Annotated in this window: 21 protein-coding genes; 9 read left to right on the top strand and 12 right to left on the bottom strand. The window is 38.5% G+C overall.

Going from position 1 to position 26,810, the window contains the following annotated elements:
* Positions 1-61: 61 nt before the first annotated feature.
* Positions 62-1,693 carry an alkaline phosphatase PafA gene (gene pafA, locus ACNKXV_RS03525; protein ID WP_417906305.1) on the top strand — a complete coding sequence of 544 codons (1,632 nt, stop codon included), beginning with the start codon at positions 62-64 and terminating at the stop codon, positions 1,691-1,693.
* Here the strand turns inward: pafA and ACNKXV_RS03520 are convergent.
* The 4 genes from ACNKXV_RS03520 to gcvP all read right to left on the bottom strand — a co-directional run bounded on the left by ACNKXV_RS03520 (position 1,690) and on the right by gcvP (position 7,137).
* Positions 1,690-2,544 carry a glycosyltransferase family 2 protein gene (locus ACNKXV_RS03520; RefSeq protein WP_417906304.1) on the bottom strand — a complete coding sequence of 285 codons (855 nt, stop codon included), beginning with the start codon at positions 2,542-2,544 and terminating at the stop codon, positions 1,690-1,692. The genes pafA and ACNKXV_RS03520 overlap by 4 nt on opposite strands.
* A gap of 35 nt (positions 2,545-2,579) precedes the next feature.
* A complete protein-coding gene (locus ACNKXV_RS03515) occupies positions 2,580-3,101 on the bottom strand; it encodes a class I SAM-dependent methyltransferase (protein WP_417906303.1) in 522 nt (173 codons plus the stop codon).
* A gap of 1 nt (position 3,102) precedes the next feature.
* A complete protein-coding gene (locus tag ACNKXV_RS03510; RefSeq protein WP_417906302.1) occupies positions 3,103-4,161 on the bottom strand; it encodes a 3-oxoacyl-ACP synthase III family protein in 1,059 nt (352 codons plus the stop codon).
* A 126-nt stretch (positions 4,162-4,287) separates the two neighbouring features.
* Positions 4,288-7,137, bottom strand: a complete 2,850-nt coding sequence (gcvP, locus tag ACNKXV_RS03505; RefSeq protein ID WP_417906301.1) for an aminomethyl-transferring glycine dehydrogenase — start codon at positions 7,135-7,137, stop codon at positions 4,288-4,290.
* Between the two features lie 134 nt (positions 7,138-7,271).
* Here gcvP and ACNKXV_RS03500 point away from each other — a divergent pair, with 134 nt between their 5' ends.
* On the top strand, positions 7,272-8,111 hold the full coding sequence (locus ACNKXV_RS03500; RefSeq protein ID WP_417906300.1) for a UbiA prenyltransferase family protein: 840 nt from the start codon (positions 7,272-7,274) through the stop codon (positions 8,109-8,111).
* On the opposite strand, the gene ACNKXV_RS03495 is transcribed toward ACNKXV_RS03500, so the two are convergent.
* The 5 genes from ACNKXV_RS03495 to ACNKXV_RS03475 form a co-directional block, all read right to left on the bottom strand.
* Positions 8,077-8,346, bottom strand: coding sequence for a hypothetical protein (locus tag ACNKXV_RS03495; protein WP_417906299.1), 270 nt, complete (start codon positions 8,344-8,346; stop codon positions 8,077-8,079). The two genes, ACNKXV_RS03500 and ACNKXV_RS03495, sit on opposite strands and share 35 nt — an antisense overlap.
* Positions 8,347-8,348: 2 nt before the next feature.
* A complete protein-coding gene (locus tag ACNKXV_RS03490) occupies positions 8,349-8,900 on the bottom strand; it encodes a sigma-70 family RNA polymerase sigma factor (protein WP_417906298.1) in 552 nt (183 codons plus the stop codon).
* 94 nt (positions 8,901-8,994) lie between these two features.
* Complete coding sequence (locus ACNKXV_RS03485) at positions 8,995-11,025, bottom strand: M3 family metallopeptidase (protein ID WP_417906297.1); 2,031 nt, start codon at positions 11,023-11,025, stop codon at positions 8,995-8,997.
* A gap of 226 nt (positions 11,026-11,251) precedes the next feature.
* Positions 11,252-11,737, bottom strand: a complete 486-nt coding sequence (purE, locus tag ACNKXV_RS03480; protein ID WP_417906296.1) for a 5-(carboxyamino)imidazole ribonucleotide mutase — start codon at positions 11,735-11,737, stop codon at positions 11,252-11,254.
* A 3-nt stretch (positions 11,738-11,740) separates the two neighbouring features.
* A complete protein-coding gene (locus tag ACNKXV_RS03475) occupies positions 11,741-12,901 on the bottom strand; it encodes a 5-(carboxyamino)imidazole ribonucleotide synthase (RefSeq protein ID WP_417906295.1) in 1,161 nt (386 codons plus the stop codon).
* Positions 12,902-13,023: 122 nt separating this feature from the next.
* Here ACNKXV_RS03475 and ACNKXV_RS03470 point away from each other — a divergent pair, with 122 nt between their 5' ends.
* From ACNKXV_RS03470 to ACNKXV_RS03460, 3 genes are read left to right on the top strand one after another with little or no spacing between them, the layout of a single operon-like run.
* Positions 13,024-14,136: an adenylate kinase gene (locus ACNKXV_RS03470; protein ID WP_417906294.1), complete on the top strand. Its 1,113-nt coding sequence runs from the start codon at positions 13,024-13,026 to the stop codon at positions 14,134-14,136.
* A gap of 6 nt (positions 14,137-14,142) precedes the next feature.
* Positions 14,143-15,150, top strand: a complete 1,008-nt coding sequence (gene obgE, locus ACNKXV_RS03465; protein WP_417906293.1) for a GTPase ObgE — start codon at positions 14,143-14,145, stop codon at positions 15,148-15,150.
* 59 nt (positions 15,151-15,209) lie between these two features.
* Entirely contained in the window at positions 15,210-15,731 is a 522-nt protein-coding gene (locus ACNKXV_RS03460) for a DUF4136 domain-containing protein (RefSeq protein WP_417906292.1), read from the top strand.
* Between the two features lie 81 nt (positions 15,732-15,812).
* On the opposite strand, the gene ACNKXV_RS03455 is transcribed toward ACNKXV_RS03460, so the two are convergent.
* The 3 genes from ACNKXV_RS03455 to ACNKXV_RS03445 are packed head-to-tail and all read right to left on the bottom strand — an operon-like array spanning position 15,813 to position 22,414.
* Positions 15,813-17,507, bottom strand: a complete 1,695-nt coding sequence (locus tag ACNKXV_RS03455) for an OmpA family protein (RefSeq protein ID WP_417906291.1) — start codon at positions 17,505-17,507, stop codon at positions 15,813-15,815.
* A 12-nt stretch (positions 17,508-17,519) separates the two neighbouring features.
* Positions 17,520-18,452: a PorP/SprF family type IX secretion system membrane protein gene (locus ACNKXV_RS03450; protein ID WP_417906290.1), complete on the bottom strand. Its 933-nt coding sequence runs from the start codon at positions 18,450-18,452 to the stop codon at positions 17,520-17,522.
* 20 nt (positions 18,453-18,472) lie between these two features.
* Positions 18,473-22,414: a gliding motility-associated C-terminal domain-containing protein gene (locus tag ACNKXV_RS03445; protein ID WP_417906289.1), complete on the bottom strand. Its 3,942-nt coding sequence runs from the start codon at positions 22,412-22,414 to the stop codon at positions 18,473-18,475.
* 184 nt (positions 22,415-22,598) lie between these two features.
* On the opposite strand from ACNKXV_RS03445, the gene ACNKXV_RS03440 reads away from it, so the two are divergent.
* The 4 genes from ACNKXV_RS03440 to ACNKXV_RS03425 form a co-directional block, all read left to right on the top strand.
* The gene (locus ACNKXV_RS03440; protein ID WP_417906288.1) at positions 22,599-23,477 is read left to right on the top strand and encodes a tetratricopeptide repeat protein; all 879 of its coding nucleotides are present in this window, start codon (positions 22,599-22,601) and stop codon (positions 23,475-23,477) included.
* Positions 23,478-23,523: 46 nt separating this feature from the next.
* A complete protein-coding gene (locus tag ACNKXV_RS03435; RefSeq protein WP_417906287.1) occupies positions 23,524-24,876 on the top strand; it encodes a UDP-N-acetylmuramate--L-alanine ligase in 1,353 nt (450 codons plus the stop codon).
* A gap of 52 nt (positions 24,877-24,928) precedes the next feature.
* Entirely contained in the window at positions 24,929-25,624 is a 696-nt protein-coding gene (radC, locus tag ACNKXV_RS03430) for a RadC family protein (RefSeq protein WP_417906286.1), read from the top strand.
* Between the two features lie 12 nt (positions 25,625-25,636).
* Positions 25,637-26,810 (top strand): polysaccharide deacetylase family protein (locus ACNKXV_RS03425; protein ID WP_417906285.1); only part of this gene is annotated, 1,174 nt, incomplete at its 3' end.

Below are 26,810 nucleotides of genomic sequence, written 5' to 3'. Positions count from 1 at the left end.
TTAATTAAACTTTAGCGTTTCAAGTTTAGTATTTTTGAAGAACAATAAAATGGAATACTTGATGAAACGCTTTATTTTACTTTTAATTTTTATAGCAGGTTTTTCTCCTGTATCTGCTCAAAACTCTAAGGATAATCCAAAACTTGTAGTTGGGGTTGTGGTCGATCAAATGCGCTATGATTATCTTACCAGATTCTGGGATCAGTTTGAGGAAGAAGGGTTCAAGCGACTTGTAAATAAAGGGTTTAGCTTCAAAAACAACCATTTTAATTATGTTCCTACCTATACAGGACCGGGGCATGCTTCAGTATTTACAGGTACTACTCCGGCAAGTCATGGGATAATAAGCAACAGCTGGTTTGATAAATTTAATAATGAATATGTGTATTGTGCGGGTGATGCTGAGGTGACACCTGTTGGAACAGGAGATAAGGCTGGGAAAATGTCACCTCACCGTATGAAATCCACCACTTTTGCTGATGAAAACCGCCTGTTGACTCAGATGAAAGGAAAGACCATTGGAATAGCTCTTAAGGACAGAGGAGCAATTTTGCCGGCAGGGCAAACTGCTAATGCGGCATATTGGTTTCTGGGAGGAGATGAGGCTAAATGGATCACCAGTTCTTATTATATGCAGGACCTACCGCAATGGGTCAAAGATTTTAATGCATCTGGCAAAGCGAAATCTTATTTAAAAGAGTGGAAACCCCTGAAGGATATTTCCACTTATGTTCAAAGCGGAGTGGATCGTAATGACTTTGAATTTGGTTTTACCGGGAAGGAAACTGCCGAGTTTCCTTATGATCTGCCTGCACTGGCGGCAGAGAATGGTAATTTTGAATTGATCAAAGCAACCCCTTTTGGAAATGATCTTACCGTTGATTTCGCCAAGGCCGCTATAAAAGCTGAAAAATTAGGTAAAGATAAAATTACCGATGTTTTGACCCTTAGCTTCTCGAGTACAGATTATGTAGGGCATAATTTTGGGGTAAACAGTAAAGAGATTCAGGATACCTATTTAAGATTGGATCTTGCACTGGCCGATCTTTTAAAATTCCTTGATGCTGAAGTTGGGGCAGGAGAGTATACTTTATTCCTAACTGCCGATCATGGTGGAGTTGATGTGCCTGCATATCTAAAATCACAGAAGATCCCTGCTGGCTATTTTGATGAACTCAGCTTTAAAGAGAATCTAGGGAAATTCATTTCTAATCGCTTTAAAGCAGATAGTTTGATCCAAAATGTTAGTAATAGTCAGATATTCCTGAATTATGACCGCCTTCAAAAGGCCAAGATTTCCCGCTTTGATGTGGAAAATGAAATTGCACATTTTGTACTTCAGCAGCCTCAGATCTCAAGAGTTTTGACACGTACCCAGTTGCAATCTGGTGCTTTTGTAAATAATATCGAAGCTCTGGTTCAAAATGGTTTCAATCAAAAAAGAAGTGGTGATATTATATTTGTGACAGATCCCGGTTATATAGTTTATCCTGAAAAAGGAACTACACATGGTAGCGGGTTTACATACGATACCCATGCTCCATTGATCTTCTATGGAAAAGGAATTAAACAGGGAGAGACCATGGCGCCGTCTTATATTCCGGATATAGCTCCAACAATTTCGGCAATGCTGGGTATTTCTTTTCCTAATGCCGCAAGCGGAAAACCATTAATGGAATTATTTGAAGACTAGGAAAGGCCGAGTTTTTTCTTGATATTCTTCCAGCGTAGATCTCTTATAAAACGACCTTCTTCCTCAGATACCAGGAAAGGTCGTTTTTTATTTTTAGCAGCAAAATATCCGGAGAGGTAATGAAGAAAAGCAAATGGATTCATTTTTAAAGCTGCGAGTTTTGCAGATGCTATAAGCGTCAAAAAAGTGCCATATCTCAATCTGTAAAATGCTTCCCCTTGTTTTCTGCCGGAATGTTCAAAATAATTCATGCCGGTAGGTCGTAAGTGTTTTACCAGTAAAGATTCATCGGTAACTACTTTCCAGTCATGATATCTTGCCAGAAGTTCATCTGCAGTGTCCCAACCCATAGCCGGCTTTAACTCGCCAATCTGGATAAAACAATGTTTTCTATAGGCTTTTAAAGCACCGCGAATATGGTCTTTTCCCGTAAGGTTTTCCGGAACCCAGTCGCTGTCTCTTTGAATACTGCAGAAACCTCCCGCCATACCTACGGATGGATCACTTTTAAAGATCTCAGCAATTCGTTCTAAATAATTTTCAGGAAAAATAAGGTCTGCATCAAACTTGCAAAGGATATCATAATCTTCCCTGATCTGGTAAAAACCCTGATAAAAAGCATTTACAACCTTACTTCCCGGAGCATGTTCTCCCGAAGAACTAATATTTACAAGTTTTATAAAAGGGTGAGCCGGGATGAAGTTTTGAACTATTTCTCCTGTGTTATCGCTTGAATTGTCATTTACCACAATAACTTCTTTTGGTAAAAGGGTTTGTTGCACAAGGGACTGAAGCATTTGAGCAATAAAGTTTGCCTCATTATGTGCAGGAATGACAATGGTTATATTCAAGACTAAATATTGAGTATATCGCTAAGATATAAAGATTAGATCTTTTCGGCATAAACCGCATAGTAGCGCGGAGTGAAAGTCCGGAGTAAAGGTCTTAACCCAATTTTATTAACAGGGTGGGACCATTTTACTGAATCTTTAATTTTCCAGCCGCTTTTTTCAAGAAGCCAGTCAAACTGCCAGGCTTCGAATTCGTGGTAATGCCTATCCCATTTATCGGTTTTGCTTCTATATGCCGGAGCAAACCATAATTTTAATGGTACGCTGGCCACCAGTTTATTGGCTTTGATTTCCCGAAGAATATTATATGGAGCCAGTAAATGTTCAAAAATTTCAAAAGCAGTTACGCAATCATAATCATTATTCTGGACGGCTTTAAAATCGTTATCCAGGTCTTCACCGTTGGTATTACTGACCTTATAACCGTTTTTCTGCATGATTTTAGAAAACGGATTAGCGACTCCCAGATCCAGAATTTTATCTGATGTGGGAACGTGTTTTGTCAGAAATTCCAGGGTTTTATTAAAGCGTTTTTCCGGAAAGCTGTTTTCGTACATTTTAGACCTGATAAGTGATGGCGTTAATATTCATTCCCGCACCTACGCTGGCGAACATTATAACATCTCCTTTTTCAAGTTTCTGATCTTTTATTTTCCCCTTGTTCACCAGATCGAATAAAGTAGGAACCGTAGCAACACTGCTATTTCCTAATTCATGAATGGTCATTGGCATCACATTCTCCGGTGGGGTTAGTTTATGTAGTTTGTAAAATCTATCGATGATCGCCTGATCCATTTTTTCATTGGCCTGGTGTATGAAAACAGTTTTTAGATCTGAAATAGATTTACCACTGTTTTCCAAACAGGTTTTCATGGCGTTTGGAACATTCATAAGAGCAAATTCATAGATCTTACGACCATGCATTTTAATATATCTTACATCGTCTGTTGCTTCAGCATGATTTGATTTGCCAAAATAGATGTATTCAGCTTCCTGAAAAGAGTATGTCCCTGTCTCATGTGAAAGAATTCCTCCCTCTTCATCTTTTGCTTCAAGAATTATCGCACCGGCGCCATCAGAAAATATCATGGAATCACGGTCATGCTTATCAACTACCCTGGATAAAGCTTCTGCACCTATAATAAGACATTTCTTAGCCATTCCGGCTTTGATAAATCCATTGGCCTGAATCACACCCTCGATCCATCCCGGGCAACCAAAAAGAACATCATATCCCACACATTTAGGATTTTTAATTCTTAAGCTGGCTTTTACACGAGTGGCAAGACTGGGTACGGTATCACTCTGATTAGAATTTAATTTCACATCGCCATAGTTATGAGCAACAATGATATAATCAAGAGTTTCCGGGTCAATGCCCGCATCTTCAATGGCTTTTTGTCCCGCGATTGCCGCAATATCTGAAGTATTTAAATTGTTATCCAGATACCTTCTTTCTTCAATACCGGTAATAGCTTTGAATTTTCTAATAGTAGTGCCGTTATCCTGTGGAAAACTGGAACCATCAAGGTTGTAGAACTCATGTTGGCCAAAATCAGCGTTGGTAGTAACGACATTAGGTATATAACTTCCCGTTCCGGTAATTTTAAAATTCATCCGACTTTGTAATTATTGTTTACAATTTAAATAAATAGTATTAACAGCTGCTCAAAATAGACAAAATTTTAGTCGAAAAAAAACCTGCCGAATGACAGGTTTAATTTTCCTTTATTCGGTAAAAAATTAAGCTTCTGCATATTCTTCTGTAGGAGGACAGGTACACATTAGGTTTCTGTCTCCAAAAGCTTCATCAACTCTTCTAACACTTGGCCAGAATTTATTTTCGTGTAAGTGGCTTAAAGGATAAGCCGCTTTTTCTCTTGAATATGGTAATTTCCACTCATCTGAAGTTAACATATGGATCGTGTGAGGCGCATTTTTAAGTACGTTATTCGCATCATCTGCGCTAACCTCATCTATTTCTTTTCTAATAGAAATAAGAGCATCACAAAATCTGTCAAGTTCCGGTTTGCTTTCACTCTCTGTAGGTTCGATCATGATAGTTCCTGCAACCGGGAACGATACCGTAGGTGCGTGGAAACCATAATCGATAAGTCTCTTAGCGATATCTGTAACTTCAATTCCTTTTTCTTTGAAAGGTCGGCAGTCCACGATCATTTCGTGTGCAGCTCTTCCGCGTTCTCCGGAATATAAAGTTTCATAATGCCCGTTCAATCTTTCCTTTATGTAATTGGCATTAAGGATAGCATATTCTGTAGCTTTTTGAAGTCCGCCGGTTCCAAGCATTTTTATATATCCGTAAGAAATAAGGCATACTAATGCAGAACCCCATGGCGCTGAAGAAATTGCTCCAATAGCTTTTTCTCCTCCGGTTTTTATTACCGGGTTACCTGGTAAAAATGGTTTTAATTGTTCGGCAACACAAATAGGTCCAACTCCTGGTCCACCTCCACCATGTGGAATGGCGAAAGTTTTATGGAGGTTAAGATGGCAAACATCAGCTCCAATTCGTCCCGGGTTGGTAAGTCCAACCTGCGCGTTCATATTGGCGCCGTCCATATAAACCTGTCCGCCGTTTTCATGGATAATATTAGTGATCTCGCGAATTGCAGATTCAAACACCCCATGAGTGGAAGGGTAAGTAACCATTAATGCAGCAAGATTGTCTTTATGCTTTATGGCTTTTTCACGAAGATCTTCCACATCAATATTTCCGTTCTCTGTAGCTTTGGTTACGATCACCTTCATTCCGGCCATCACTGCAGATGCAGGATTGGTTCCGTGAGCGGAAGATGGGATTAGACAGATGTTTCTATGGCTTTCACCATTTGCTTCATGATAAGCTCTTATAACCATTAACCCGGCATATTCTCCCTGTGCTCCAGAATTTGGCTGAAGAGAAGTAGCAGAAAAACCGGTAATTTCAGTTAATTGATTTTCCAGTTCTTTTAAAACCGTTTGATATCCTTCTGCCTGATCTACGGGAACAAATGGATGTAGATTACCCCATTGTGGATTACTCAATGGCAGCATTTCTGAAGCTGCATTAAGCTTCATGGTGCATGAACCAAGAGAAATCATGGAATGGTTAAGAGAAAGATCTTTACGTTCAAGTCTCTTGATATAACGCATCAATTCAGTTTCTGAATGATATAAGTTAAAAACTTCGTGAGTTAAGAATTCTGTTTTTCTTTCCAAAGAAGCAGGAATAGCAGTTCTTGAAGGTAATTGAGTTACTTCTTCAGATTTATTCCCGGCAAGTTCTGCGAATACTTCAACAATGGCGTTAAGGTCGTCAAGCGTTGTAGTTTCGTTGATAGAAATACATGCACTTTCACTATCCGGATAGTAGAAATTAATCTCATGCTTCTCAGCTATAGTTTTCAACTTATTCGCATCTGCTTTTACATGCAGAGTATCAAAATAAGCGGAATTCAACTGTTCAAATCCAAGATCTTTTAGCTGATCTTCCAAGGCTACTGTAGTACTGTGTACAGTTTTCGCAATATATTCAAGACCTTTTGGCCCGTGGTATACTGCATACATTCCTGCCATAACAGCAAGCAGTACCTGTGCAGTACAAATATTAGAAGTCGCTTTATCTCTTTTTATATGTTGCTCCCTTGTTTGGAGCGCCATTCTTAAAGCGTTGTTCCCATCAAGATCTTTGGTAAGCCCAATTATTCTTCCCGGTAAATTACGCTTGTATTCTTCCTTTGTTGCAAAGAAAGCAGCGTGTGGTCCTCCGTATCCTAATGGAATACCAAATCTTTGAGTGGTTCCCACAACAACATCAACTCCCAGTTCTCCGGGTGCCTGAAGCATCACCAGACTTAAAATGTCTGCGGCAACCGCAGTTTTTATGTTTGCATTTTTGCAGTTCTGTACAAATTCAGAATAATCGAAAACCTGTCCGAATTTTCCAGGGTATTGTACTAAAACTCCAAAATAATCTTCGTTAAAATCAAATTTTTCGTGATCACCAACGATCATTTCAATTCCCAGGAAATTCGCTCTGGTCTCCATAAGAGAGATAGTTTGCGGTAATACCTGTTGAGAAACAAAGAATTTATTTACGTTATCTTTCTTTTGCTTTCTGTCTCTAACTGCATGAAGAAGCGCCATAGCCTCTGCAGCTGCAGTTGATTCATCTAAAAGCGAAGCATTCGCTATTTCCATGCCGGTAAGATCACTTACCATCGTCTGGAAATTTAATAAGGCTTCCAGTCTTCCCTGAGCGATCTCTGCCTGATACGGAGTATAAGCTGTATACCAACCCGGATTTTCCAGAATGTTTCTCTGGATTACCGCCGGGAGTATGGCTTGATGATAACCTAAACCTATATAAGTTTTATATAACTTATTCTTTTCAGAAAGTTTTTTAATATGTTCAGCATACTGGTTTTCGCTCATCGCTTTTGGAAGGTTAAGCGGATTGGCCAGACGGATATCATCAGGAATAGTTTCGTAAATTAACTGGTCCATAGACTCCACGCCTATAGTATCCAACATTTCCTGTAAATTATCTTCTTTAGGACCTATATGACGTAATGCGAAAGAATCTGTTCTCATTAAAATAGATAGTTGTGTTTTTCGTGCAGCGAAAATACATAAAATCAAACTAATTTATATGCCTTAAAACGTATACAGTTGTTAAGTTTTAAAAGTGATAAACAAGCAATTTTTATTATTCTTAATTTCGCTGAATGAAGTTGTTGAAAAATGGTCTTGAACTTTATGTGAACAGTAGTCTTCATGTGGCGCTTGCAATAGTAGCATTCACCATAATAACTTACCTGGAATATGATTTAGCGATTAATCCTGAGCTTATTGGTTTTGTATTTTTCTCCTCTATAACGGGATATAATTTTGTGAAATATGCAGGGATCGCAAAACTTCATCACTTAAGTCTTGCAGGCAACCTGAGATTGATCCAGATATTTTCCCTTTTAAGCTTTTTGGCTCTTATTTATTTTTCTTTTCAAATGAGGGTGGAGGTACTTATCGCAACGGCGGTATTAGGTGTATTAACTCTTTTCTACGCGGTGCCAATATTGGGCAATGACAGAAATCTTAGGAGTTTACCCGGACTTAAAATTTTTATTATCGCAGTTGTATGGGCGGGAAGTAGTGTTTTATTGCCAATGATAGCGGCAATGGAAGTTTTAGGGGGTAACCTGATTGTGGACTTTTTGCAAAGGTTAACCTTGGTATTAGTACTCACTCTGCCTTTTGAAATAAGAGACCTTAATTTTGACAGTGAAGCTTTAGGAACAATTCCTCAAAAATTAGGGGTTGGAAAGACGAAAATATTTGGGACTATCCTTATTGGTATTATTTTTTTAACGGAAATGTTTCAATGGAATTTTAGTTCAGTCTCTTTTGTGGCACTTTCCTTTACTTTGATTTTAACTATCTGGTTATTGTGGAAGGCAAGGGTGGAACAAACAAAATATTATTCTTCATTTTGGGTAGAAGCAATACCAATATTTTATCTGGGGATATTTTTAGCTATGAAGTGCGTTGACCGGAATATTCTTTTTTAATATTCTCTTTCCATTGTTTCTTTTGCTCTTCAGAACAGGTTTTAAGCTTAGCGTCTTCCATAAGGTCAGTAAGTCTTCGATTACGGGAAGAAAATTTTCTGCAGGTTTTACAAAGCAGCAGATGAAAGCTCAATTTTATTTTTTCAAAAAAATTAGCTTCCTGGTACTGAGCTTTATCACAGCAGATTGCTGCCGCAGAACAATCCATAAAAAAGAATTTATTTTTCTTACTCATAATTAGAACCAGTTTTTTTCAAGACAAGCGGCCAGTGCAGTTCTGGCTCTGTGTATGATAACCCACAAATTAGACGGCGTGATATTAAATTCATTACAAATTGCTTCAGTATCAGCCCCATCAATAGTTTTTCTTTTAAAAATTTCAGCGTGCTTTTCGTTAATGGAATCCAGACAGTCCAAAATCGCCAGGCCAAGCTCATTATTCTCCATTTCGTCTTCAGCGGTCTTGTCAAATTGATCGGCTACACGTTCCTCCAGCCATTCACCTTCATTGCCATCTTCAGCATAATTAATTTTGACTTCGGCCTTACCTTTTCTTGAATTGATCTTCCGGTAGTGATCAATGATCTTACGTTTAAGGATAGAAATAAGCCAGGTTCTCTCACTTGCTTCGCCTTTAAAATATTTTGCCGACTTTAATCCGGCAAGAAAAGTTTCTGAAATAAGATCATTAGCTACCTCACGATCATTAACGCGAACGATCGTGTAATTGAACAGATAATCTGAATACCTGTCCACCCATTTATTAGGATCTAATGTATGAGCCTGCATGATCTAAAATTGTAGGGTTTACTCAAAAATAGGAAAAGAATGGCGACTTATAATATGAATTATATAAGTTTTACCATTCCTTTCCCAATTAGATTTATTTCTCGATTAGTCCCGCTCTTCTTAACAATGCTTCGGGTTGCGGTTCTTTACCTCTAAATCGTTTGTAAAGTTCCATAGGGTGTTCTGTTCCACCCTGTGTTAGGATGTTTTCCTTGAATTTAGTAGCTATCTCTTTACTGAAAATTCCTTTTTCAGTAAAATACTCGAAAGTATCAGCATCCAAAACTTCCGCCCATTTATAAGAATAATAACCGGCGGAATATCCTCCCTGAAAAATATGAGAGAAAGCAGTGCTCATACAATTGGTTTCTACATCTGGATAAAGCTTGGTTGATTCAAATGCCTCCACTTCATGTGATTTTACATCTTTAATATTAGATGTGTCACCTGCGTGCCAGCTTAAGTCAAGCAGGCCAAAACTTATTTGCCTTAAAGTGGCCATCCCCTCATGGAAATTAGCGGACTCCTTTATTTTGTCAATATATTGCTGAGGTATAGGTTCACCGGTTTTATAATGCCTGGCGAATAATTGCAGTGCTTCTTTTTCATAACACCAGTTCTCCAGGACCTGGCTTGGTAATTCCACAAAATCCCAGTATACGTTCGCTCCGGATAAGCTTGGATAGGTAGTGTTCGCCAACATTCCATGCAGCGCATGTCCAAACTCATGGAATAGGGTGGTTACTTCATTAAAAGTTAGTAATGACGGTTCTTTCGCAGTTGGTTTGGTGAAGTTGCAAACTATCGAAATGTGAGGACGTTCATTTTTGTCGTTCTCAATGTATTGTTGCTTATAGATGGTCATCCAGGCTCCATCTCTTTTTCCCGGGCGCGGATGAAAATCTGCATAGAATAAGGCTACATATTCTCCAAATTCATCGGTTACTTCATAAGTCTTTACATCCTCGTGGTACTTGTCAATATTATGAACCTCTTTAAATTTCAGGCCATATAATTTCCCGGCAATTGTAAATACGCCTTCCACAACATTTTCTAACTGAAAATAAGGCTTTAATTTTTCATCCTCCAGATCGAATAATTTCTTTCTTAATTTTTCTCCATAGTATGCAGCATCCCATTTTTGAAGTTTATCGATCCCGTCCAACTCTTTTGCAAAGGCTTCCAATTCAGCAAACTCTTTTAAAGCTGCCGGTTTTGCTTTTTCCAGCATTTCCTGTAAAAAGGAATCGACCTTTTCCGGGGTTTCGGCCATTCGTTCTTCCAGTACAAAATGAGCATGAGATTTATAACCCAGTAACTTTGCTCGTTTATATCTCAATCTCGCAATTTGTAGTACATTCTCCTGGTTGTCCAGTTCATCATTATGAAATGCTTTAGATCCAAAGGCGATAGCGAGTTCTTTTCGAAGCTCACGGTCTTCGGCGTATTTCATAAACGGAATGTAGCTAGGGTAATCAAGTGTGAAAATCCAGCCTTCTTTCCCCTTTTCTTTTGCTATTTCTCTGGCTTCATCCTTAAAACTATCAGGTAAACCTTTTAATCTGGATTCGTCGGTAACCTGAAGCTCATATTTATTGGTTTCAGCAAGTACATTCTGCCCAAACTGAAGTTTGAGTTTGGAAAGTTCCTTATCTATTTCCCTAAGCTCAATTTGTTTGTCTTCAGGTAGGTTTGCTCCGTTGCGGGTGAAAGCTTTATATTTTTTATCGAGCAAAGTATCTTGTTCCGGAGTGAGTTTTAAACTTTCTTTGGTCTCAAAAACCTTTTTTACACGCTGGAAAAGTTCTTTGTTCAGAATAATATCATTCTTAAATTCAGATAAAAGAGGGGAGACTTCCTGTGCTATTTTCTGAATTTCTTCATTAGTCTCTGCTGAGTTGATATTAAAAAAGATACTTGTAATTCTATCAAGTGGCTTTCCTGAATATTCCAAAGCCTCAATAGTATTTTCAAATGTTGGCTCCTCTTTAGAATTTGCAATTTCATTTATTTCTTTTCTGGCCCACTCTATTGCCTGTGTAATCGCGGGTTTATAATCTGAATCTGATATTTTCGAAAAAGGTGCATATTCAAATTTGGAGAGGAGTATATTATTGGAGCTCATAAAGGCTGATTTTTAACGCTATTGATAAATAAAATTGATGTTATTGCTAATTTTAAGAAATTTTCTTAAATTCGTCGCTTGACTAATTCTTAATGGATTAGAAAAGCCTTGTAGTTTTCAGAGTTCTGGTTTAATATTTAGAATGGTTAATAAATAATTAGTACAGATTACGAAGTCTACTTGATGAAAGACCGCTAACGCGGTCTTTCTCATTTTTAGACGTTTCCTATTTCTTCAGGCTTTCGGCTCCTTCTATTACTTTTTGCTTTAAGCCCTCTTTATAAACCATAATTTTATCCAGCATGCATTTATCTGCAACCCCGATAATTTGGGCAGCCAGGATACCTGCATTCTTTGCGCCATCCAGAGCTACTGTGGCGACGGGCACACCGCCCGGCATTTGTAAAATGGATAGCACTGAGTCCCAGCCGTCAATGGAATTTCGTGATTTAACGGGTACGCCTATTACAGGAAGCGGAGATAGGGAAGCGACCATTCCGGGTAAATGAGCGGCTCCACCGGCACCTGCAATTATCACTTTGATTCCTCTTTCATGAGCAGTCTTTCCAAATTCAAATAATTTTTCAGGAGTTCTGTGCGCAGATACAATATCAACTTCCACTTCAATATCAAAACCTTTTAAAATATCGATGGCTTCCTGCATTACCGGCATATCGCTGGTACTACCCATAATTATTGCAACTTTTCCCATTTGTTATTTTTTACTGATTACTCTAATGCTGTTCTTTACTTTTTCTGCTGTTTCTCTGGCCTTATTCAGGTCCTTATCCACAATAGTAACGTGGCCCATCTTTCGGAAAGGACGAGTGATCTTCTTACCGTAGATGTGCGGAGTCACACCATCCATTTTCATGATTTTTTCAATATTTTCATATTGAACTTCCCCTTCATGACCTTCAGCTCCTACAAGATTTACCATAATACCTCCAACTTTACTATCGGTATTACCAAGAGGTAAATCCAGGATTGCCCTTATTTGCTGTTCAAACTGATTAGTGTAAGAAGCTTCGATACTGTAATGTCCGCTATTATGAGGCCTTGGGGCTACTTCATTAATAAGGATTTCATCATCTTCAGTTAAAAACATTTCAACGGCCAGTAGTCCTACATGTTCAAATGCTTCGGAAACCAGTTCAGCGGTTTTTCTTGCCTTGTCAGCTATATGATCATCGATCCTTGCCGGGCAAATTACATACTCCACCTGATTGGCGGTTGGGTGAAATTCCATTTCCACAACCGGGTATGTTTTTGTTTCCCCCGAAGGATTTCTTGCAACTATAACAGCCAGTTCATTTTTAAATGGAACCAGATTTTCTGCTATACATTCGCCAGATGAAAGTTCGTTGAGATCTTCCTGTTTTCTAATTACTGAAACTCCTTTCCCGTCATAACCTCCGGTGGCACTTTTCCATACAAATGGCAGTTCTACCATACCAGCTTTTATGCTTTCCTTTAAGGAATCAAGATCGTCAAATCTTTTAAAGGGCGCAGTTGGTAAATTGTTGTCTATATAAAATTCCTTTTGAATGGCTTTATTCTGGATCTTTTCCAGGGTTGCGGCAGAGGGATATGTTTTTTTTCCTTCTTTTTCCAGCTGTTTTAAGGCTTCGATATTAATTCCTTCAATTTCAAAAGTGATAACATCTGCCTTTCTTCCAAAATTCAGAACAGTATCATAATCCATCAAATCTCCCATTTCAAAATAATTGCAGGAGATCTTTGAAGGTGCTTCTGCACTGGGATCCAGAACCAGGGTTTGAATGTCATATCTTCTGGTTTCATATAACATCATTTTTCCGAGTTGCCCTCCCCCTAAAATTCCTAATTTAAAGTCTGAAGAAAAATAATTTACCATAAGTTCAATCGGGTTTTCGCAAAAATAACTTATTCCTAATACCTGCCATATATATTCCATAAGAATTCGGGAGGGCAGGCTTCCTAAGATTCATTATCTTTGCCACTTAAAATTTCCAAATTTTGATAAAACTACATGACCTTGAGTTCGAACCTTTCATTGATGAAGAAGAGATCAACGGGGCTATAGATAAAATTTCAGACTCTTTAAACTCCGAATATCTGGATAAAAAACCAGTATTTATTGGGGTGCTAAATGGATCTTTTATGTTCGCTTCAGAAGTGATTAAAAGATTTAAAGGGGATTGTGAAATTAGTTTTGTGAAAATGGGTTCCTACGAAGGAACTGAATCTACCGGTAATGTAAATACTCTCTTAGGCTTAAATCAGGATCTTAAAGGAAGAGATGTGATTCTTCTGGAAGATATCGTGGATACGGGGAATACTCTGGTTGAAATTGATAAGATATTAAAAAAGGCAGAAGTTCGCAGCTATAAAGTGGCGACTTTGTTCTTTAAACCGGAAGCCTATAAAAAAAATGTACCTGTTCATATTAAAGGTATAGAAATTCCTAATAAATTTATTGTGGGTTATGGTCTGGATTATGATGGTCTGGGACGTAATCTTACTCAAGTATATAAACGCAAAGAAACCAAAATGACAAATCTCGTGCTGTTTGGCCCTCCGGGTGCAGGCAAAGGAACACAAGCAACAATTTTAAAAGATAAATATGACCTGATTCATATTTCTACCGGTGATGTTTTTAGATTTAATATTAAAAACAATACTGAGCTGGGAATTAGTGCAAAATCTTTTATGGATAAAGGGCAATTGGTTCCGGATGAAGTAACGATCAATATGCTGAATGCTGAGGTGGAAAGAAATGAGGGTGCGAATGGATTTATATTTGACGGCTTTCCAAGAACCGAAGCTCAGGCAGTTGCTTTAAGCGCTTATCTTGAATCAAAAGGAACAGAGGTTCATGCAATGATTGCGCTGGAAGTGGAAGATGAAATTCTGGTTGAAAGACTTCTGGAGCGTGGAAAAACATCGGGAAGACCAGATGATGCAGATGAAGCGGTTATTAGAAACCGAATTAGCATTTATTATAAGGAGACTGCGATTCTGAAAAATTACTATCAGAAGCAGGATAAATATTTTGGTGTGGATGGCGTTGGAAGTATCCATGAGATCACAGAGCGTTTAAGCGGTGTGATTGATGACTTAATGAAATAAGAAACTATGACTGAAGGGAATTTTGTTGATTACGTAAAAATGCATGTATTTTCCGGAAAAGGAGGAAAGGGTTCTGCTCACCTTCACCGGGAAAAATATATCGCAAAAGGAGGTCCTGACGGAGGGGATGGAGGTCGTGGTGGCCATGTGATCATTAAGGGAAATGAGAATCTCTGGACATTATATCACCTGAAGTTTAAAAGACACGTAAAGGCTGAGCACGGAGAAAATGGTGGAAAGCAACGTAGCTCCGGTGCGCAGGGTGCAGATGAGTATGTTGAAGTTCCATTAGGAACCGTAATTAGAGATACCGAAACCAATGAGATCTTAAAAGAGATCACAGAACATGGGGAGGAATTTATCGTGGCTGAAGGTGGAATGGGAGGTAAAGGGAACTGGCACTTCAAAAGTTCTACCAATCAGACTCCAAGATATGCTCAACCAGGGATCGACGGGCAGCAAATAGATGTCACTCTTGAGCTTAAGATTTTGGCAGATGTTGGTCTTGTAGGTTTTCCAAATGCCGGGAAATCAACTTTACTTTCGGTGGTTACTGCTGCGAAACCAAAAATCGCAGATTATGAGTTTACAACTCTAAAACCAAATCTTGGAATCGTAAAATACCGGGATTTTAAAACCTTTGTAATTGCTGATATTCCAGGAATTATTGAAGGTGCTGCGGAAGGAAAAGGACTGGGTCACCGGTTTTTAAGGCATATAGAGAGAAATTCTACTTTATTGTTCCTTATTCCTGCAGATGCTAAAAATATCAAAGAGCAGTATAATATCTTACTGGACGAATTGCGCAGGTATAATCCTGAACTTGTAGATAAGGACAGATTGATCGCTATCTCAAAAAGTGATCTCCTGGATGATGAATTAAAAGCTGAACTGGCCTCAGAGCTGGATCGTGAACTCAAATTGCCATATTTATTCATTTCCTCTGTTGCCCAAAGTGGTTTGCAGGAATTGAAAGATAAATTATGGCAGATGCTTAATAAGAAGCCTGTTTAATTCCTGTTAAACAGCAAGTTGCTCCAACTGATTTTTGCTAATTTTAGTAAAAATCAGTTATGCGACTTTTTAAAATATCCATTCTTTTACTTTTGATCACGGCCTGTAATTCTCCACGCGCTGTAATTGATTATGATCAAAATGTAGAATTCCAACAATATTCCACTTACTCAGTATACCCGGAACTCCAAACCGGTTTGAGTCAATTGAATCAGAGCCGATTACTCAATAGTTTGAATAGTCAAATGATCAATAAGGGTTTTAGTAAAACCGAAGAGCCTGATATCTATGTAAATGTTTATTCCACAAGTTTTGAGCGAGACAATCGTAGTCGCGTTGGACTTGGTATTGGTGGTGGAGGAGGTAATGTGGGGGTAGGAGTTTCCGGAGGGATCCCGGTTGGGCAGATGGATACTTACCTCAAATTAACCTTCGATTTTATTGATGTGGAAAAAGATGTGCTGGTATGGCAGGCAATCGTGGAAAGTCCATTTAACCTAAAATCATCACCAGAGAACAGGCAGCAACAGTTAGATAAGATTGTGAGAAAAGCTCTTGATAATTATCCACCCGGTAAATAAATATGGAGTCTTCCAATAAAAAAAGCCCTTGCAATTGCAAGGGCTTTTTTATTAAGATTGGTTGGTTAGTTCAAAGAGAACTTAGTTCTCTTCATTTTCATCCATCACTTCTTTCATCTTATCCTTATCCAGGGATTCAGAAGATTTATCAGATGAATTCTTTCTATTGCTTACAACAAAAGCACTTCTACGGTTCTTAGCATATTGCGCTTCAGTACACATATTAGGCTTCGTACAGTCATTAACTGGTCTGCTCTCACCAAATCCTTCAGAAGTTAATCTGGCTCTGTCTATTCCTTTCTTAACAAGGTAATCTACAGTTGCAGCTGCTCTTCTTTTAGAAAGTGCCATGTTATAGCTATCAGATCCTCTTGCATCTGCATGAGATTCAACTTTAACCTTGATGTTAGGATAGTCGTTCATATAAGTTACAACAGAGTCAAGCACTACTTCAGATTTTGGCTTAATGGTAGCCTTATCGAAATCGAAGTAAATTTTACTTCCGTCGATAGGAATTAGGTCCTGTCCGCTTGTTTCATCGGTTACAGTTGGAGCCTCAATAATTTCATTTTCCTCACGTGTGAAACGGTAAAGGTTGTCTGTTCCTCTTCGGTTTGAAGCAAAGAATCCAGTCTCCTCATTTTCTTTGATCACATAAGCGAAATCATCATGACCGCTATTGATCGATCCTCCAAGGTTTTCTGAAGTTGAAAAGTCTCCTTCAGAACGGAAGATGTCAAGATTACCAAATCCCTGATGACCATCAGATGTGAAATAAAGTATATTCTCATCACTAATAAAAGGGAATTGCTCTCTATGTGGTGTGTTTACACCAGGGCCTAAATTTTTCGGTGTTCCATAAGTTCCGTCTTCGTTGATGTCTACTACATAGATATCGAACGATCCGCTACCACCTGGCATGTCACTTGAAAAGTAAAGTTTTTTACCATCGGCACTTAAGCTTGGGTGCTCTACAGAATAAGTTTCACTGCTAAAAGGAAGTTTGGTGACATTTGTCCAGTTTCCATCTACCATTTCAGCACGATAAAGACTAATATGAGCTACACGAACATCATTTTCATTCTTAACACGGTTCTCATTTGTTCTGTCAAAGAAAATAACTTTTCCATCCTTACTAAAAGTAGCAGAGCTTTCGTGCTCATCTGTATTGATCACAGAAGGGAAAAGAACGATGTCTTCCATTTTACCATCCTTATCCATCTTAGCGCTGTAAAGGTCTAAAGCAGGTAATTTGTTCCATGGGTAAATTGGACGCTCCTGATTTCTTGTAGATGCAAAAGCAACACGGTCACCATAGAAGCCAATTCCGAAATCTGATGATGAAGCGTTGTTCAAAATCTGGTCGTACTTGAATTTGTGTGGTACAATTGTGTCAAGGGTGCTTGCGAACTCTTTATGATCCCAGTTTTCACCGGTTAATTCGTTCATAAGTTCATCTGCTTTTACATAGTTGCCCTGAGACATTAGGGCATGAGCATATCTAAACTGATATTGAGGCTCAATTGCTCCGGAATGTCTTAGGAATAACAATTCATATACTTCTACAGCATTTTCCATCTGGTTAGTGTAGAAGTAAGAATCTCCAAGATTTTGTAAAACCTCCTGAGATTTTTCATTAACGTTTTCATAAGCATCGGCCGCATCAATATAAGCCGCCTGAGCGAAGAGTTTATTCCCTTCCCGAACTTCAGACTTTTGAGCGAAAGCAGAGATGCTTACGAGTATTATTAAAAGTGTACTATATATATTTTTCATATTTATCTGATTTTAGAAGAATCTCGGTGATTTATCGTATCCTTTTTTAAGACCGAATAGGTCAAGATCAAAAAGTAACATTATCTCATGAGAGCCATCATTACTAAGATCATAATTTGGATAATCATATGCATATCCAATTCGTAGTCCTGGTGTAACTTTGAAATTAACCAATCCGGTAATAGACTCATCGAATCTATAACCAACACCAGCTTCCAACCTGTCGTATAAAAGAACGTTGGCATTTACATCTACAGATAAAGGTGCTCCTTCAACGCCTCTAAGCATGGTAGAAGGTTTTAACTTCACGTTCTCTCCCAGGTCGAATACATATCCTCCAGTAAGATAATAATGAACCTCTTCAGCTCCACGGTCTCTTAAAGATTGACTGTTGTCAAGGTGTTTTGAAGTAAGCAGGTTAGGAGCAGAAAGTCCTAAGTAATGCTTTTCACCAAACCAAAATGCTCCAACTCCAAATACAGGAAAAATTTCACTGATATTTTCGAATGCCGGATCATTAGGATCGTTAAGAGTAAGCCTAGAAAGGTTTGCATCAAATGTTGTAAGACCTGCCTTAGCGCCAAAAGAAAGTTTAGTGTTATCGCTGGTAGGAATTACATAGGCGAAATCTGCAGTAATGTTGTTTGATTTCTCAACATTTCCAATTTCGTCATGAACTACGGTAAGACCCAGTTCTACTCTTTCACTCACCGGAGTGTGGGCGAAGAAGTTGAGGGTGCGTGGTGCACCGTCAACATCTGTCCATTGCATTCTATAGATACCTCCAAGATTTAACATTCCCGGATCATCTGTAGCATATGCAGGATTCACTACACTCATGTTATACATGTACTGAGTGAAGAGCGGATCTTGTTGCGACATACCTTTTATAGAAAAAAGGATAATGCCTGCGAATAGTAAGTATTTTGTTATTGTTTTTTTCATTTCTTTTCGTGTTTATCCTATTATCTACTTAAGTATACTGTTCCTCTCCTTGGTTCTGTGCTACCATCGTTGAAGTTCAAGTAGTAGAAATAAGTTCCTACCGGTAATAAATCACCGCCTAGAGAACCTTGGTTACTGGTACCATCCCAGTCTGGAGTGTTCGCATTTCCTTTGTATACGGAATCTCCCCATCTATTGAAGAACTCAATTGTATATCTAGGATATTCTTTCTCTATGTTCTTAATGTCAAACGTATCGTTTAAGCCGTCTCCGTTTGGTGAAATTCCTTCCGGGAATACAAGTGGGCAACGTTCAATAGTTACGTTTACAGCAAGTCTTGCAGCACTGTCACAATCTGTTGCCGGATCGTATAGTGAAGCATAGTAAGTTCCGGTTTGTAAAGCAATTCCGGTGTTTAATGGATCTGTACTGTCTTCTGTAGCAAACCAGGTAACATTTGAAGTCTGGTCAATTACATCGTTTAGATCTGAAATTCTTGGTTCATCAAATTCACAGAAAGTCTGATTGATATTATCGATCGTTGGAGTTCCAGGATCGGTCAGAGTTACTGTAAACTCAGTAGCCATAGACTCACATCCTGAATCATTTCTCTGCGTAGCATAGTAAGAGCCTGAAACCAGATCTTCACCTTCAGTAACCATCATAGTAAGGTCTGCATCTGAATAGAAAGTTAGGTCTTCATTCCCTGCCATTAGATCGGCACCGGTTGGTTCCAGTACAGCACAGATGTTAACATCATCAAATGCCGGAGCTTCAGAAGCTTGAAGGATAGTTACCTCAAAAGTAGCTGTATCATCTCCACAATCATTGCTTGCAGGTACAGTATAGATTACTGAATAAACATCAGCGTCATACATTGTTGGATCCATCATACCATCTACGATGATCTCGCCATCAAGAGTAAATTCTCCATTTGTATCAGCATCAACTGAAAGGAAATCGTAAAGATTTTGAACTTCAGCATCTCCACAAACACTTAATTCCATATCAGTTCCAGCGTAAGCCGAATCAAGAACGGTAATTGTGAAAGAAGTAGAAGCATTTCCTGTAGTACAAGGAGAGTCTTCGGTAAGGGTGTAAGTAATTACAAAATCACCTGCGCTCATCATTCCAGGGCTAAAAATTCCATCTTCATATCCTTCGAATTCCCCATTTGGATTTGCATCATCAGAAAGTAAAGAGAACAAATCAATGTCATCTGCATTTTTACATACAGGTGCAGGATTTTCGATAGTTCCCGTTTCTGCCGGTAGACCTTCATATACATTTACTGTCAATACAGCAGTATCTGTACAAGTTCCATTGGTTAAAGTGTATGTCGTAGTGAAAACATCTTTATCTGGATTCTCATTATAATCTGTAATAAGTTCCTGCATAGTAGGATTAAATGTTCCGTTACGATTAACATCTTTATCCAATAAGTTCAAAAAGAATTTCTTAACGGCTCCTAGTGTTGGGAACATTCTATCTACATCCTCACGACAAAGATCAACAGTGTTAGAATTTCCAGCTTCTATTCCCTGATTTACAAAAATCTTGAATGTAGTAGAATCTGAAGTTCCAGGAGTTACACAGTCGGCAGAATCGTCAACAGTGTAAGTGATCTCATAACCATCTGTACTAGCTCCAATAGTTGGATCGAACTCGTTATTTGTAACACCCGGTCCTGTAAAAGTTCCTCCCGGAGTAGAATCGTCACCTAAATAATTATTAAGATCGATCATTCCATCACTGGTACAAACCGTCTGGTCCTGGATAGTTCCAGCCTCAGCGTCTTGAACAGTAGTAATAGTTATAGAAATTGTAACTGTTCCTCCTTCACAAATGTTACCGGAGTCGTTTGTGTATTTAAATTCGAAGTTTTCACTATTGGAATCTGGACTGTTGATATAATTAGCAAGTCTTGTTGCTTCAGCCATAGTTCCGTCTTCAAAATTATCAGGATCTACTGTAGTAACTCCACCTTCAGCAAGAAGGCTGGTGATATAAGCATAGCCTCCAGCTGGATTAGAAATTAAATCCTGAGCTTCAGTGATACAAAGATTTCTGTTAACGCTTGTATCTACTACTGCATCATTTACTGAAATAGTAAATGTAGTTTCATCCTGTCCTGTAACACACGGAGTATCTCCATCTACAGTATAAGTAATAGTGTATTCACCGTTTCCTATTGAAGGGTTAAACATATTATTATCAACACCTGTCCCGCTAAATGTGCCTCCTTTAGAAGCATCTGGATCATTGTTTTCAAGTTTAGTAAGATCGATCATTTCGTCATTGGAACATACATCTTTAATGTTCTTGAAAGATCCTGCTTCAGCTTTGTCTTTTTCTACAACGCTTATGGTTAAAAGGGTACTATTTGTGCAACCATCTGTTCCCAAAGTGTAGGTAGTAGAGAAGTCTCCTAATCCATCTGCATCATCCTCATACATGTCATTAAGTTCACTGATAGTTGGATCAAAAGTACCATCTGTTGGAACACCATCATCAAGTAGGGTGTAAAGATAATTTTTGAGTGCGTCTTCATTTGGGAAAGTGCTCTTCCAATCAGGGTAACAAACGATTCCTGTGCCATCATTCCCTGCATTTGGAGGATCACATTTGTTAACAATTACAGTTACTATAGCACTGTCAGAGCAGTTGCCTGCTGTTACTTCATATTTAAAGTCGCCAGCAGTATCTATAGCAGGGTCAAAAGTGCCATCTCCAGGCGTCCAGGTTCCCCCAGCAGCTGGAGTTCCATTTAAGAAATCGATTAAATCGATTGGAGCATCGTTTGAATTTAACGTAACCGATCCATTCTCTCCGGCATCAGGATTTTCTGTAACCGTTAAAGAGATTCCTGCATCATCCTGGCAACCATCTTCTGTTGTGAAAGTTGCAACGGTGTTGAAGGTCTGGGTTGGATCATTATTGAAATCTGCAGTAATTTGATCCAAACTTGGATTAAAGGTTACATTAGCAGGTAATGGTCTTCCTTCGAAAATGCTAATAAAGATCTCCCCCGGAGTTTGTCCTCCAGTAAGCAAATCTTCAATCTCCTGCTGGCAATATGTTGCTGAAACATCCGCACCGGCATCAAAAGGAATTACCGTCACCTTAATAGGGGTTCTGTCTTCACTCTCACATGGAGGGAATTTGCTGTTTCGGTTGTTAACAACCTGAGTTGCATAATAAGTTCTATCATGAATTAACTCGGTGTCTGAAGCTAATGGTGAAGGAGCAGTGGCAGATCTGTAAAATCTAATTGACTGTGTGTTAGGTTCAGTGCCCTGAGCCTCTAGATCGGCGACAGTAGCACCTTCACAAAATGTTTGTTCGTTCTCTGCATTCGGTGCCGGAGCTTTTACAGGGTCATAACCTACTGCAGCTCTTGTAGAAGGGCATTCTCCCGATGCTGTTTGTCCCACATAATAACTTGCGTTAGGGACTAATTTTTGGTTATTGTTTGTCAATTCATCATCGCCAAATTCAGATTCGTATACTTTAATTGTGAATCCTGAATTTGGAGTAAAAAGTCCTTTCAATTGCCCTACAGTATAATCAGAAGAAATACAAGGTGATAATGTAAAATTATCTCTTTCAGGGAAAAGTGTATTATCTGGAGTATTTGTTGCTGTCACGTTAACAGTAACCGGAACACGGTCGCAAGTTGCTGAGGTCCCACCTACATAATAAGTAGTACCATCAGTTAAAACTTCATTACCTGGTATTGGCTGAGTATCGGTCGCATTGTCATCTGTTTGGTAAACTGGATATTTCTTGGCGCCAGTATTAATGTCGCTGATAGTTTCCAGATAGCAAAAGCTCTGTGATGCTGGGATATCCCCTGAAGAAGGGCAGTCTGTTTGACCGTAACTGGTCAAATTCCCAACAAATAGAATAAAGGTGAAAAGGAACCAATTTATTCCCCTCCTCCCGGTAGTAAAATTTTGCATAGGCTAGGTGTTAAATTCAAAAATTATTATTCGGTTAAAAACTCAATAAAAGTTGCACAAATATTAAAATAATTTTTAATATGCTTAGGCAAATTAAGAAACATCTTAACATTTAAAAGAAAAGCCTCCTAATGATGCTGAATCACAGCTCATTGAGCATCTCTAATGTATAAAAATTTTACCTATGTTAACAAATTTAAAACCATTGCTCGGCTTTTTTTATCTTTTAACGGTCGTTTGCTTTGGGCAATCGGAAATTAGAAGAGCCGAAATCTTATTAAATGAAGGTGAGATAAATGAGGCCGAAAAGATATTCCTCAAATATGAAAACCATAAATCAGCCATAGAATACTTAGGTGATATTGCAAGTTTTAGAAAGAATTGGGATCAGGCAATAAATCACTACCAGAATTTGGTAAAACAGGAGCCGGACAACGCTATGAATAATTTCAAACTGGGAGGAGCAATGGGGATGAAAGCCTATTATGGCTCTAAGTTCCAAGCCGCACTTCTGATTGGAGACATAAAGGATTACCTTAAAAAAGCAGCTGAGATTGACCCCAACCATGCGGAAGCCAGAAGGGCACTGGTAGAACTCTATATGCAAATCCCGGGATTTTTAGGAGGGAGTCAAACCATTGCTGAAAGTTATGCCTCAGATCTGAAAAATATTAATAGAATAGATGCTTTGTTAGCTGACGCTTACATCTATAAAATTAATGATTATAAAGAATTGGCAAAGATGAAATATGAAGAAGCTCTCCGATTGGCTATTGAAAAACCAGATTTAATTACCAGAAACTACCTTCGGTATGAACTGGGAGAGGTTTCTGCGAATTACGAAATTCATATGGAGCAAGGGAAGAAATTTCTTCTGCAATATATCAAAAGTTATGGTTATAAGGATATTAAAACACCGGCATGGGCCTATCTTAGACTGGCTCAAATTGAAAGACAGCTTAATAATAAGGAGATTGCTTTAAAACATATTACCAAATCACTTCAAATAGATCCCGGGTTTGATAAGGCACTTATAGAAAAACAAAAAATCCAGCGTCTTTAGAACTTTCTAGCCACCTTTAAAATTTATATTTGTACAAATTCTTTTTATGAAAATTCACTTTATCGCAATTGGTGGAAGCGCCATGCACAGTCTGGCAATCGCACTTAAACAAAAAGGTTATGAAATATCAGGTAGTGATGATGCAATCTTCGAGCCTTCAAAAAGCCGTTTAGATGAAATGAATATCCTTCCCCACGAAATGGGATGGTTCCCTGAAAAAATAACTCCTCAGCTTGATGCTGTGATTTTGGGGATGCATGCCAGGGAAGATAATCCCGAGCTTAAAAGGGCGAAGGAATTAGATTTAAAGATTTACTCCTATCCTGAATTTCTATTCGAACAGGCAAAGGATAAAACCCGGGTAGTGATTGGCGGGTCTCATGGAAAGACCAGTATTACTTCTATGATACTTCATGTAATGAATTATCATGACCGGGATATAGATTATATGGTTGGGGCTACTCTGGAAGGATTGGACAATCCAGTGCATCTTACCGAAGAAAATGATTTTATTGTAATTGAAGGGGACGAATACCTGTCTTCAGCCTTAGATCCTAGACCTAAGTTTCATTTGTATCAGCCAAATATTGCGCTTTTAAGCGGAATCGCGTGGGATCATATCAATGTTTTTCCTACCTATGAAAATTACCTGGAACAATTCAGGATTTTTATTGATTCAATAGTAAATGGAGGAATCCTGGTTTATAATGAGGAAGATGCCGAATTAAAAAAGCTTGCTGAAGAAAGTCAGAATCCTATAAGAAAACATCCATATAAAACACCAGATTATCATACCGAAGGGGATACAACTATTCTTGACGTACCGGAAGGAGAGATGCCTTTGGAGATTTTTGGAAAACATAACCTAAATAATCTTGCCGGGGCGAAATGGGTTTGCCAGCACATGGGTGTAGATGAAGATGATTTTTATGAAGCTATTGCCAGTTTTAAAGGTGCTTCCAAACGACTTGAAAAAATCGCTGAAATTAATTCTTCCATAATATTTAAAGATTTCGCCCATAGTCCTTCAAAAGTAGCCGCTACTACTGCGGCGGTAAAAGAACAATTTGCAGATAAAAAAGTAATCGCATGCCTGGAGTTACATACGTATTCAAGCCTGAATGCTGAATTTTTAAAAGGATATAAAAATACGCTTGATAAAGCAGATACCGCGCTTGTGTTCTATTCACCAGATGCTGTTGCCATCAAAAAACTGGAATCGGTTTCAACAGAACAGGTGCAGGAGGCATTTCAAAAAGAGGGACTTCGCGTTTTTGTAAATCCGGATGAATTCAAATTAGAATTGGAAAGCATCGATTTGTCAAATTCGGTGTTATTAATGATGAGTAGCGGGAATTACGGCGGATTGGATTTAAATCATTTAAAATCTTTGCTTTAGCGAAAAATTACCCTCCATAATTTTAAATTGATTATATATCTTTAAAACTTATATGGAGCAGGGAACAAATCTTAGTATTAAACATTGGGCAGAAGATGATCGCCCACGGGAGAAGCTTCTTTTAAAGGGGAAACAGGCTTTAAGTGATTCTGAATTACTGGCTATTCTCATTGGCTCCGGGAGCAAGAACGAATCGGCAGTGGAGCTTTCAAAACGTATCCTTTCAGCTTCAGGGAATAACCTGAATAAGTTGGGGAAGCTTTCTGTTAGTCAGCTATGCAAATTTAAAGGGATAGGAACAGCCAAAGCAGTGGTAATTACTGCAGCTTTGGAACTTGGTAGGCGTCGTAGGTTGGAGGAAGCATTGGAAAGCATTAAAATAACCTCAAGTGCTTCAGTTTATGAGATCATGCAACCAATCATTGGAGAGCTGGAACATGAAGAATTCTGGATCCTTTATTTGAACAACAGTAATAAGGTAGTCGAACAATATCAGGTTAGTAAAGGCGGAATTACCGGAACTCTGGTAGATGTAAGACTTACCCTGAAAAAAGCATTGGAATTAGGCGCGGTATCGCTTATCCTTGCTCATAATCATCCTTCAGGTAATTTAAAGGCCAGTGAAGCCGATAAACAGCTTACCAAAAAACTCCAAACGGCAGCAGAAAGCCTTGACATCAAAATTCTGGATCATATTATTGTTACTGAAAAGTCATACCTTAGCTTTGCTGATGAAGGAATGCTCTAAGACTCCCCTTGAATGTTATTGATCTATACTCAAAAAATTACTCCCAGAATAACGTATGTTTTCAAGCATATTTGCACTCATTTACTGGGGATTTCCATAAAATTTACATCTAAAATTGAAGAATTCATAGCGCACGATGGAGCTAAACTTAGCTACGGAAAACAGGCGCTGGGAAATGAATTTTTTATTCAAATGGCAGATCTCCTACTGGAACAGGGGTTTTCAGAAATTGATATAAAAGTGCAGCCCTGGGATGATACCATTTGTTTCTTTCCACTTTCAGAAGGCAGCGATCTCCCGTTTGACATTTTTTCCGCTTCATTTTATTTATTAAGCAGATATGAGGAATACCTTCCACATGTAAAAGATGAGTATGGGAGATTTCCGGCTGCAGAAAGTTTGGGGTATCAGGAAAGTTTCCTGCACAAGCCGGTTGTAGATATCTGGGCGTATAAATTCCGGAAAATTTTACTCGAAAGGTTCCCAAATTTTGAACACGGTGAAAGGGAATATAAAACCGGAACCATTATAGCTGCGGAGCATACTTTTATGTTTAAAAATAAAGGCTTTCTTAGAAGCCTTATAGGTCTTTTATCAGATCTTTTTCAGCTCAACCTGGGGAAAGTATTGGATAGGTTACAGGTATGGATACGGGTAAAACAGGATCCCCATGATACTTTTGAAGACCTTATTCAATTGATAAAAAAGCATAAATTATATATGCTTTTTATGTTCCAGTTGAGTGATTTTTCTAAGTATGATCGCAATATAAGTCATAACAGAATTCCGCATAGAGCAGTAATAAAATCTGTGGCAGATTATGCGAAAGTGGGCTTATTGCTGGGTTATTATGCTATGGATGATATAAAAGACCTGAGAAAGGAAAAATTAAGAATGGAGGATGTTATTCACAGCTCTGTAGAGCATGCGATGAACCATAAATATAACTTGCGTTTACCGGACCAGTATAATAACCTTATCGAGCTCGAGATTAATAATGACCATTCCATGGGTTATCCAGATGTGATTGGTTTTAGAGCAGGTACCAGTAGCCCGTTTTTGTTTTATGACATTAATATGGAAGTTACCACACCTTTAAAGGTGCATCCGTATGCTTTTAACTCCAATGTGGTTCATACCCTTTCCAGGACAAAACTGTTGGAAGATCTCAAAAGGATCATACTTG

Source organism: Christiangramia aquimixticola, from assembly GCF_048285835.1.
GTDB classification, from domain to species: Bacteria; Bacteroidota; Bacteroidia; order Flavobacteriales; family Flavobacteriaceae; genus Christiangramia; species Christiangramia aquimixticola.
Note: the sequence above shows the minus strand (reverse complement) of the source record. Positions and strands in the feature narration are given on the sequence as shown.

Bases quoted from the DNA above. Each gene is read 5' to 3' on its own strand.
- pafA (WP_417906305.1), top strand. From the start codon at position 62: ATGAAACGCTTTATTTTACTTTTAATTTTTATAGCAGGTTTTTCTCCT.
- ACNKXV_RS03515 (WP_417906303.1), bottom strand. From the start codon at position 3,101: ATGTACGAAAACAGCTTTCCGGAAAAACGCTTTAATAAAACCCTGGAA.
- ACNKXV_RS03510 (WP_417906302.1), bottom strand. From the start codon at position 4,161: ATGAATTTTAAAATTACCGGAACGGGAAGTTATATACCTAATGTCGTT.
- gcvP (WP_417906301.1), bottom strand. From the start codon at position 7,137: ATGAGAACAGATTCTTTCGCATTACGTCATATAGGTCCTAAAGAAGAT.
- ACNKXV_RS03500 (WP_417906300.1), top strand. From the start codon at position 7,272: ATGAAGTTGTTGAAAAATGGTCTTGAACTTTATGTGAACAGTAGTCTT.
- ACNKXV_RS03495 (WP_417906299.1), bottom strand. From the start codon at position 8,346: ATGAGTAAGAAAAATAAATTCTTTTTTATGGATTGTTCTGCGGCAGCA.
- ACNKXV_RS03490 (WP_417906298.1), bottom strand. From the start codon at position 8,900: ATGCAGGCTCATACATTAGATCCTAATAAATGGGTGGACAGGTATTCA.
- ACNKXV_RS03485 (WP_417906297.1), bottom strand. From the start codon at position 11,025: ATGAGCTCCAATAATATACTCCTCTCCAAATTTGAATATGCACCTTTT.
- purE (WP_417906296.1), bottom strand. From the start codon at position 11,737: ATGGGAAAAGTTGCAATAATTATGGGTAGTACCAGCGATATGCCGGTA.
- ACNKXV_RS03475 (WP_417906295.1), bottom strand. From the start codon at position 12,901: ATGGTAAATTATTTTTCTTCAGACTTTAAATTAGGAATTTTAGGGGGA.
- obgE (WP_417906293.1), top strand. From the start codon at position 14,143: ATGACTGAAGGGAATTTTGTTGATTACGTAAAAATGCATGTATTTTCC.
- ACNKXV_RS03460 (WP_417906292.1), top strand. From the start codon at position 15,210: ATGCGACTTTTTAAAATATCCATTCTTTTACTTTTGATCACGGCCTGT.
- ACNKXV_RS03455 (WP_417906291.1), bottom strand. From the start codon at position 17,507: ATGAAAAATATATATAGTACACTTTTAATAATACTCGTAAGCATCTCT.
- ACNKXV_RS03450 (WP_417906290.1), bottom strand. From the start codon at position 18,452: ATGAAAAAAACAATAACAAAATACTTACTATTCGCAGGCATTATCCTT.
- ACNKXV_RS03445 (WP_417906289.1), bottom strand. From the start codon at position 22,414: ATGCAAAATTTTACTACCGGGAGGAGGGGAATAAATTGGTTCCTTTTC.
- ACNKXV_RS03440 (WP_417906288.1), top strand. From the start codon at position 22,599: ATGTTAACAAATTTAAAACCATTGCTCGGCTTTTTTTATCTTTTAACG.
- ACNKXV_RS03435 (WP_417906287.1), top strand. From the start codon at position 23,524: ATGAAAATTCACTTTATCGCAATTGGTGGAAGCGCCATGCACAGTCTG.
- radC (WP_417906286.1), top strand. From the start codon at position 24,929: ATGGAGCAGGGAACAAATCTTAGTATTAAACATTGGGCAGAAGATGAT.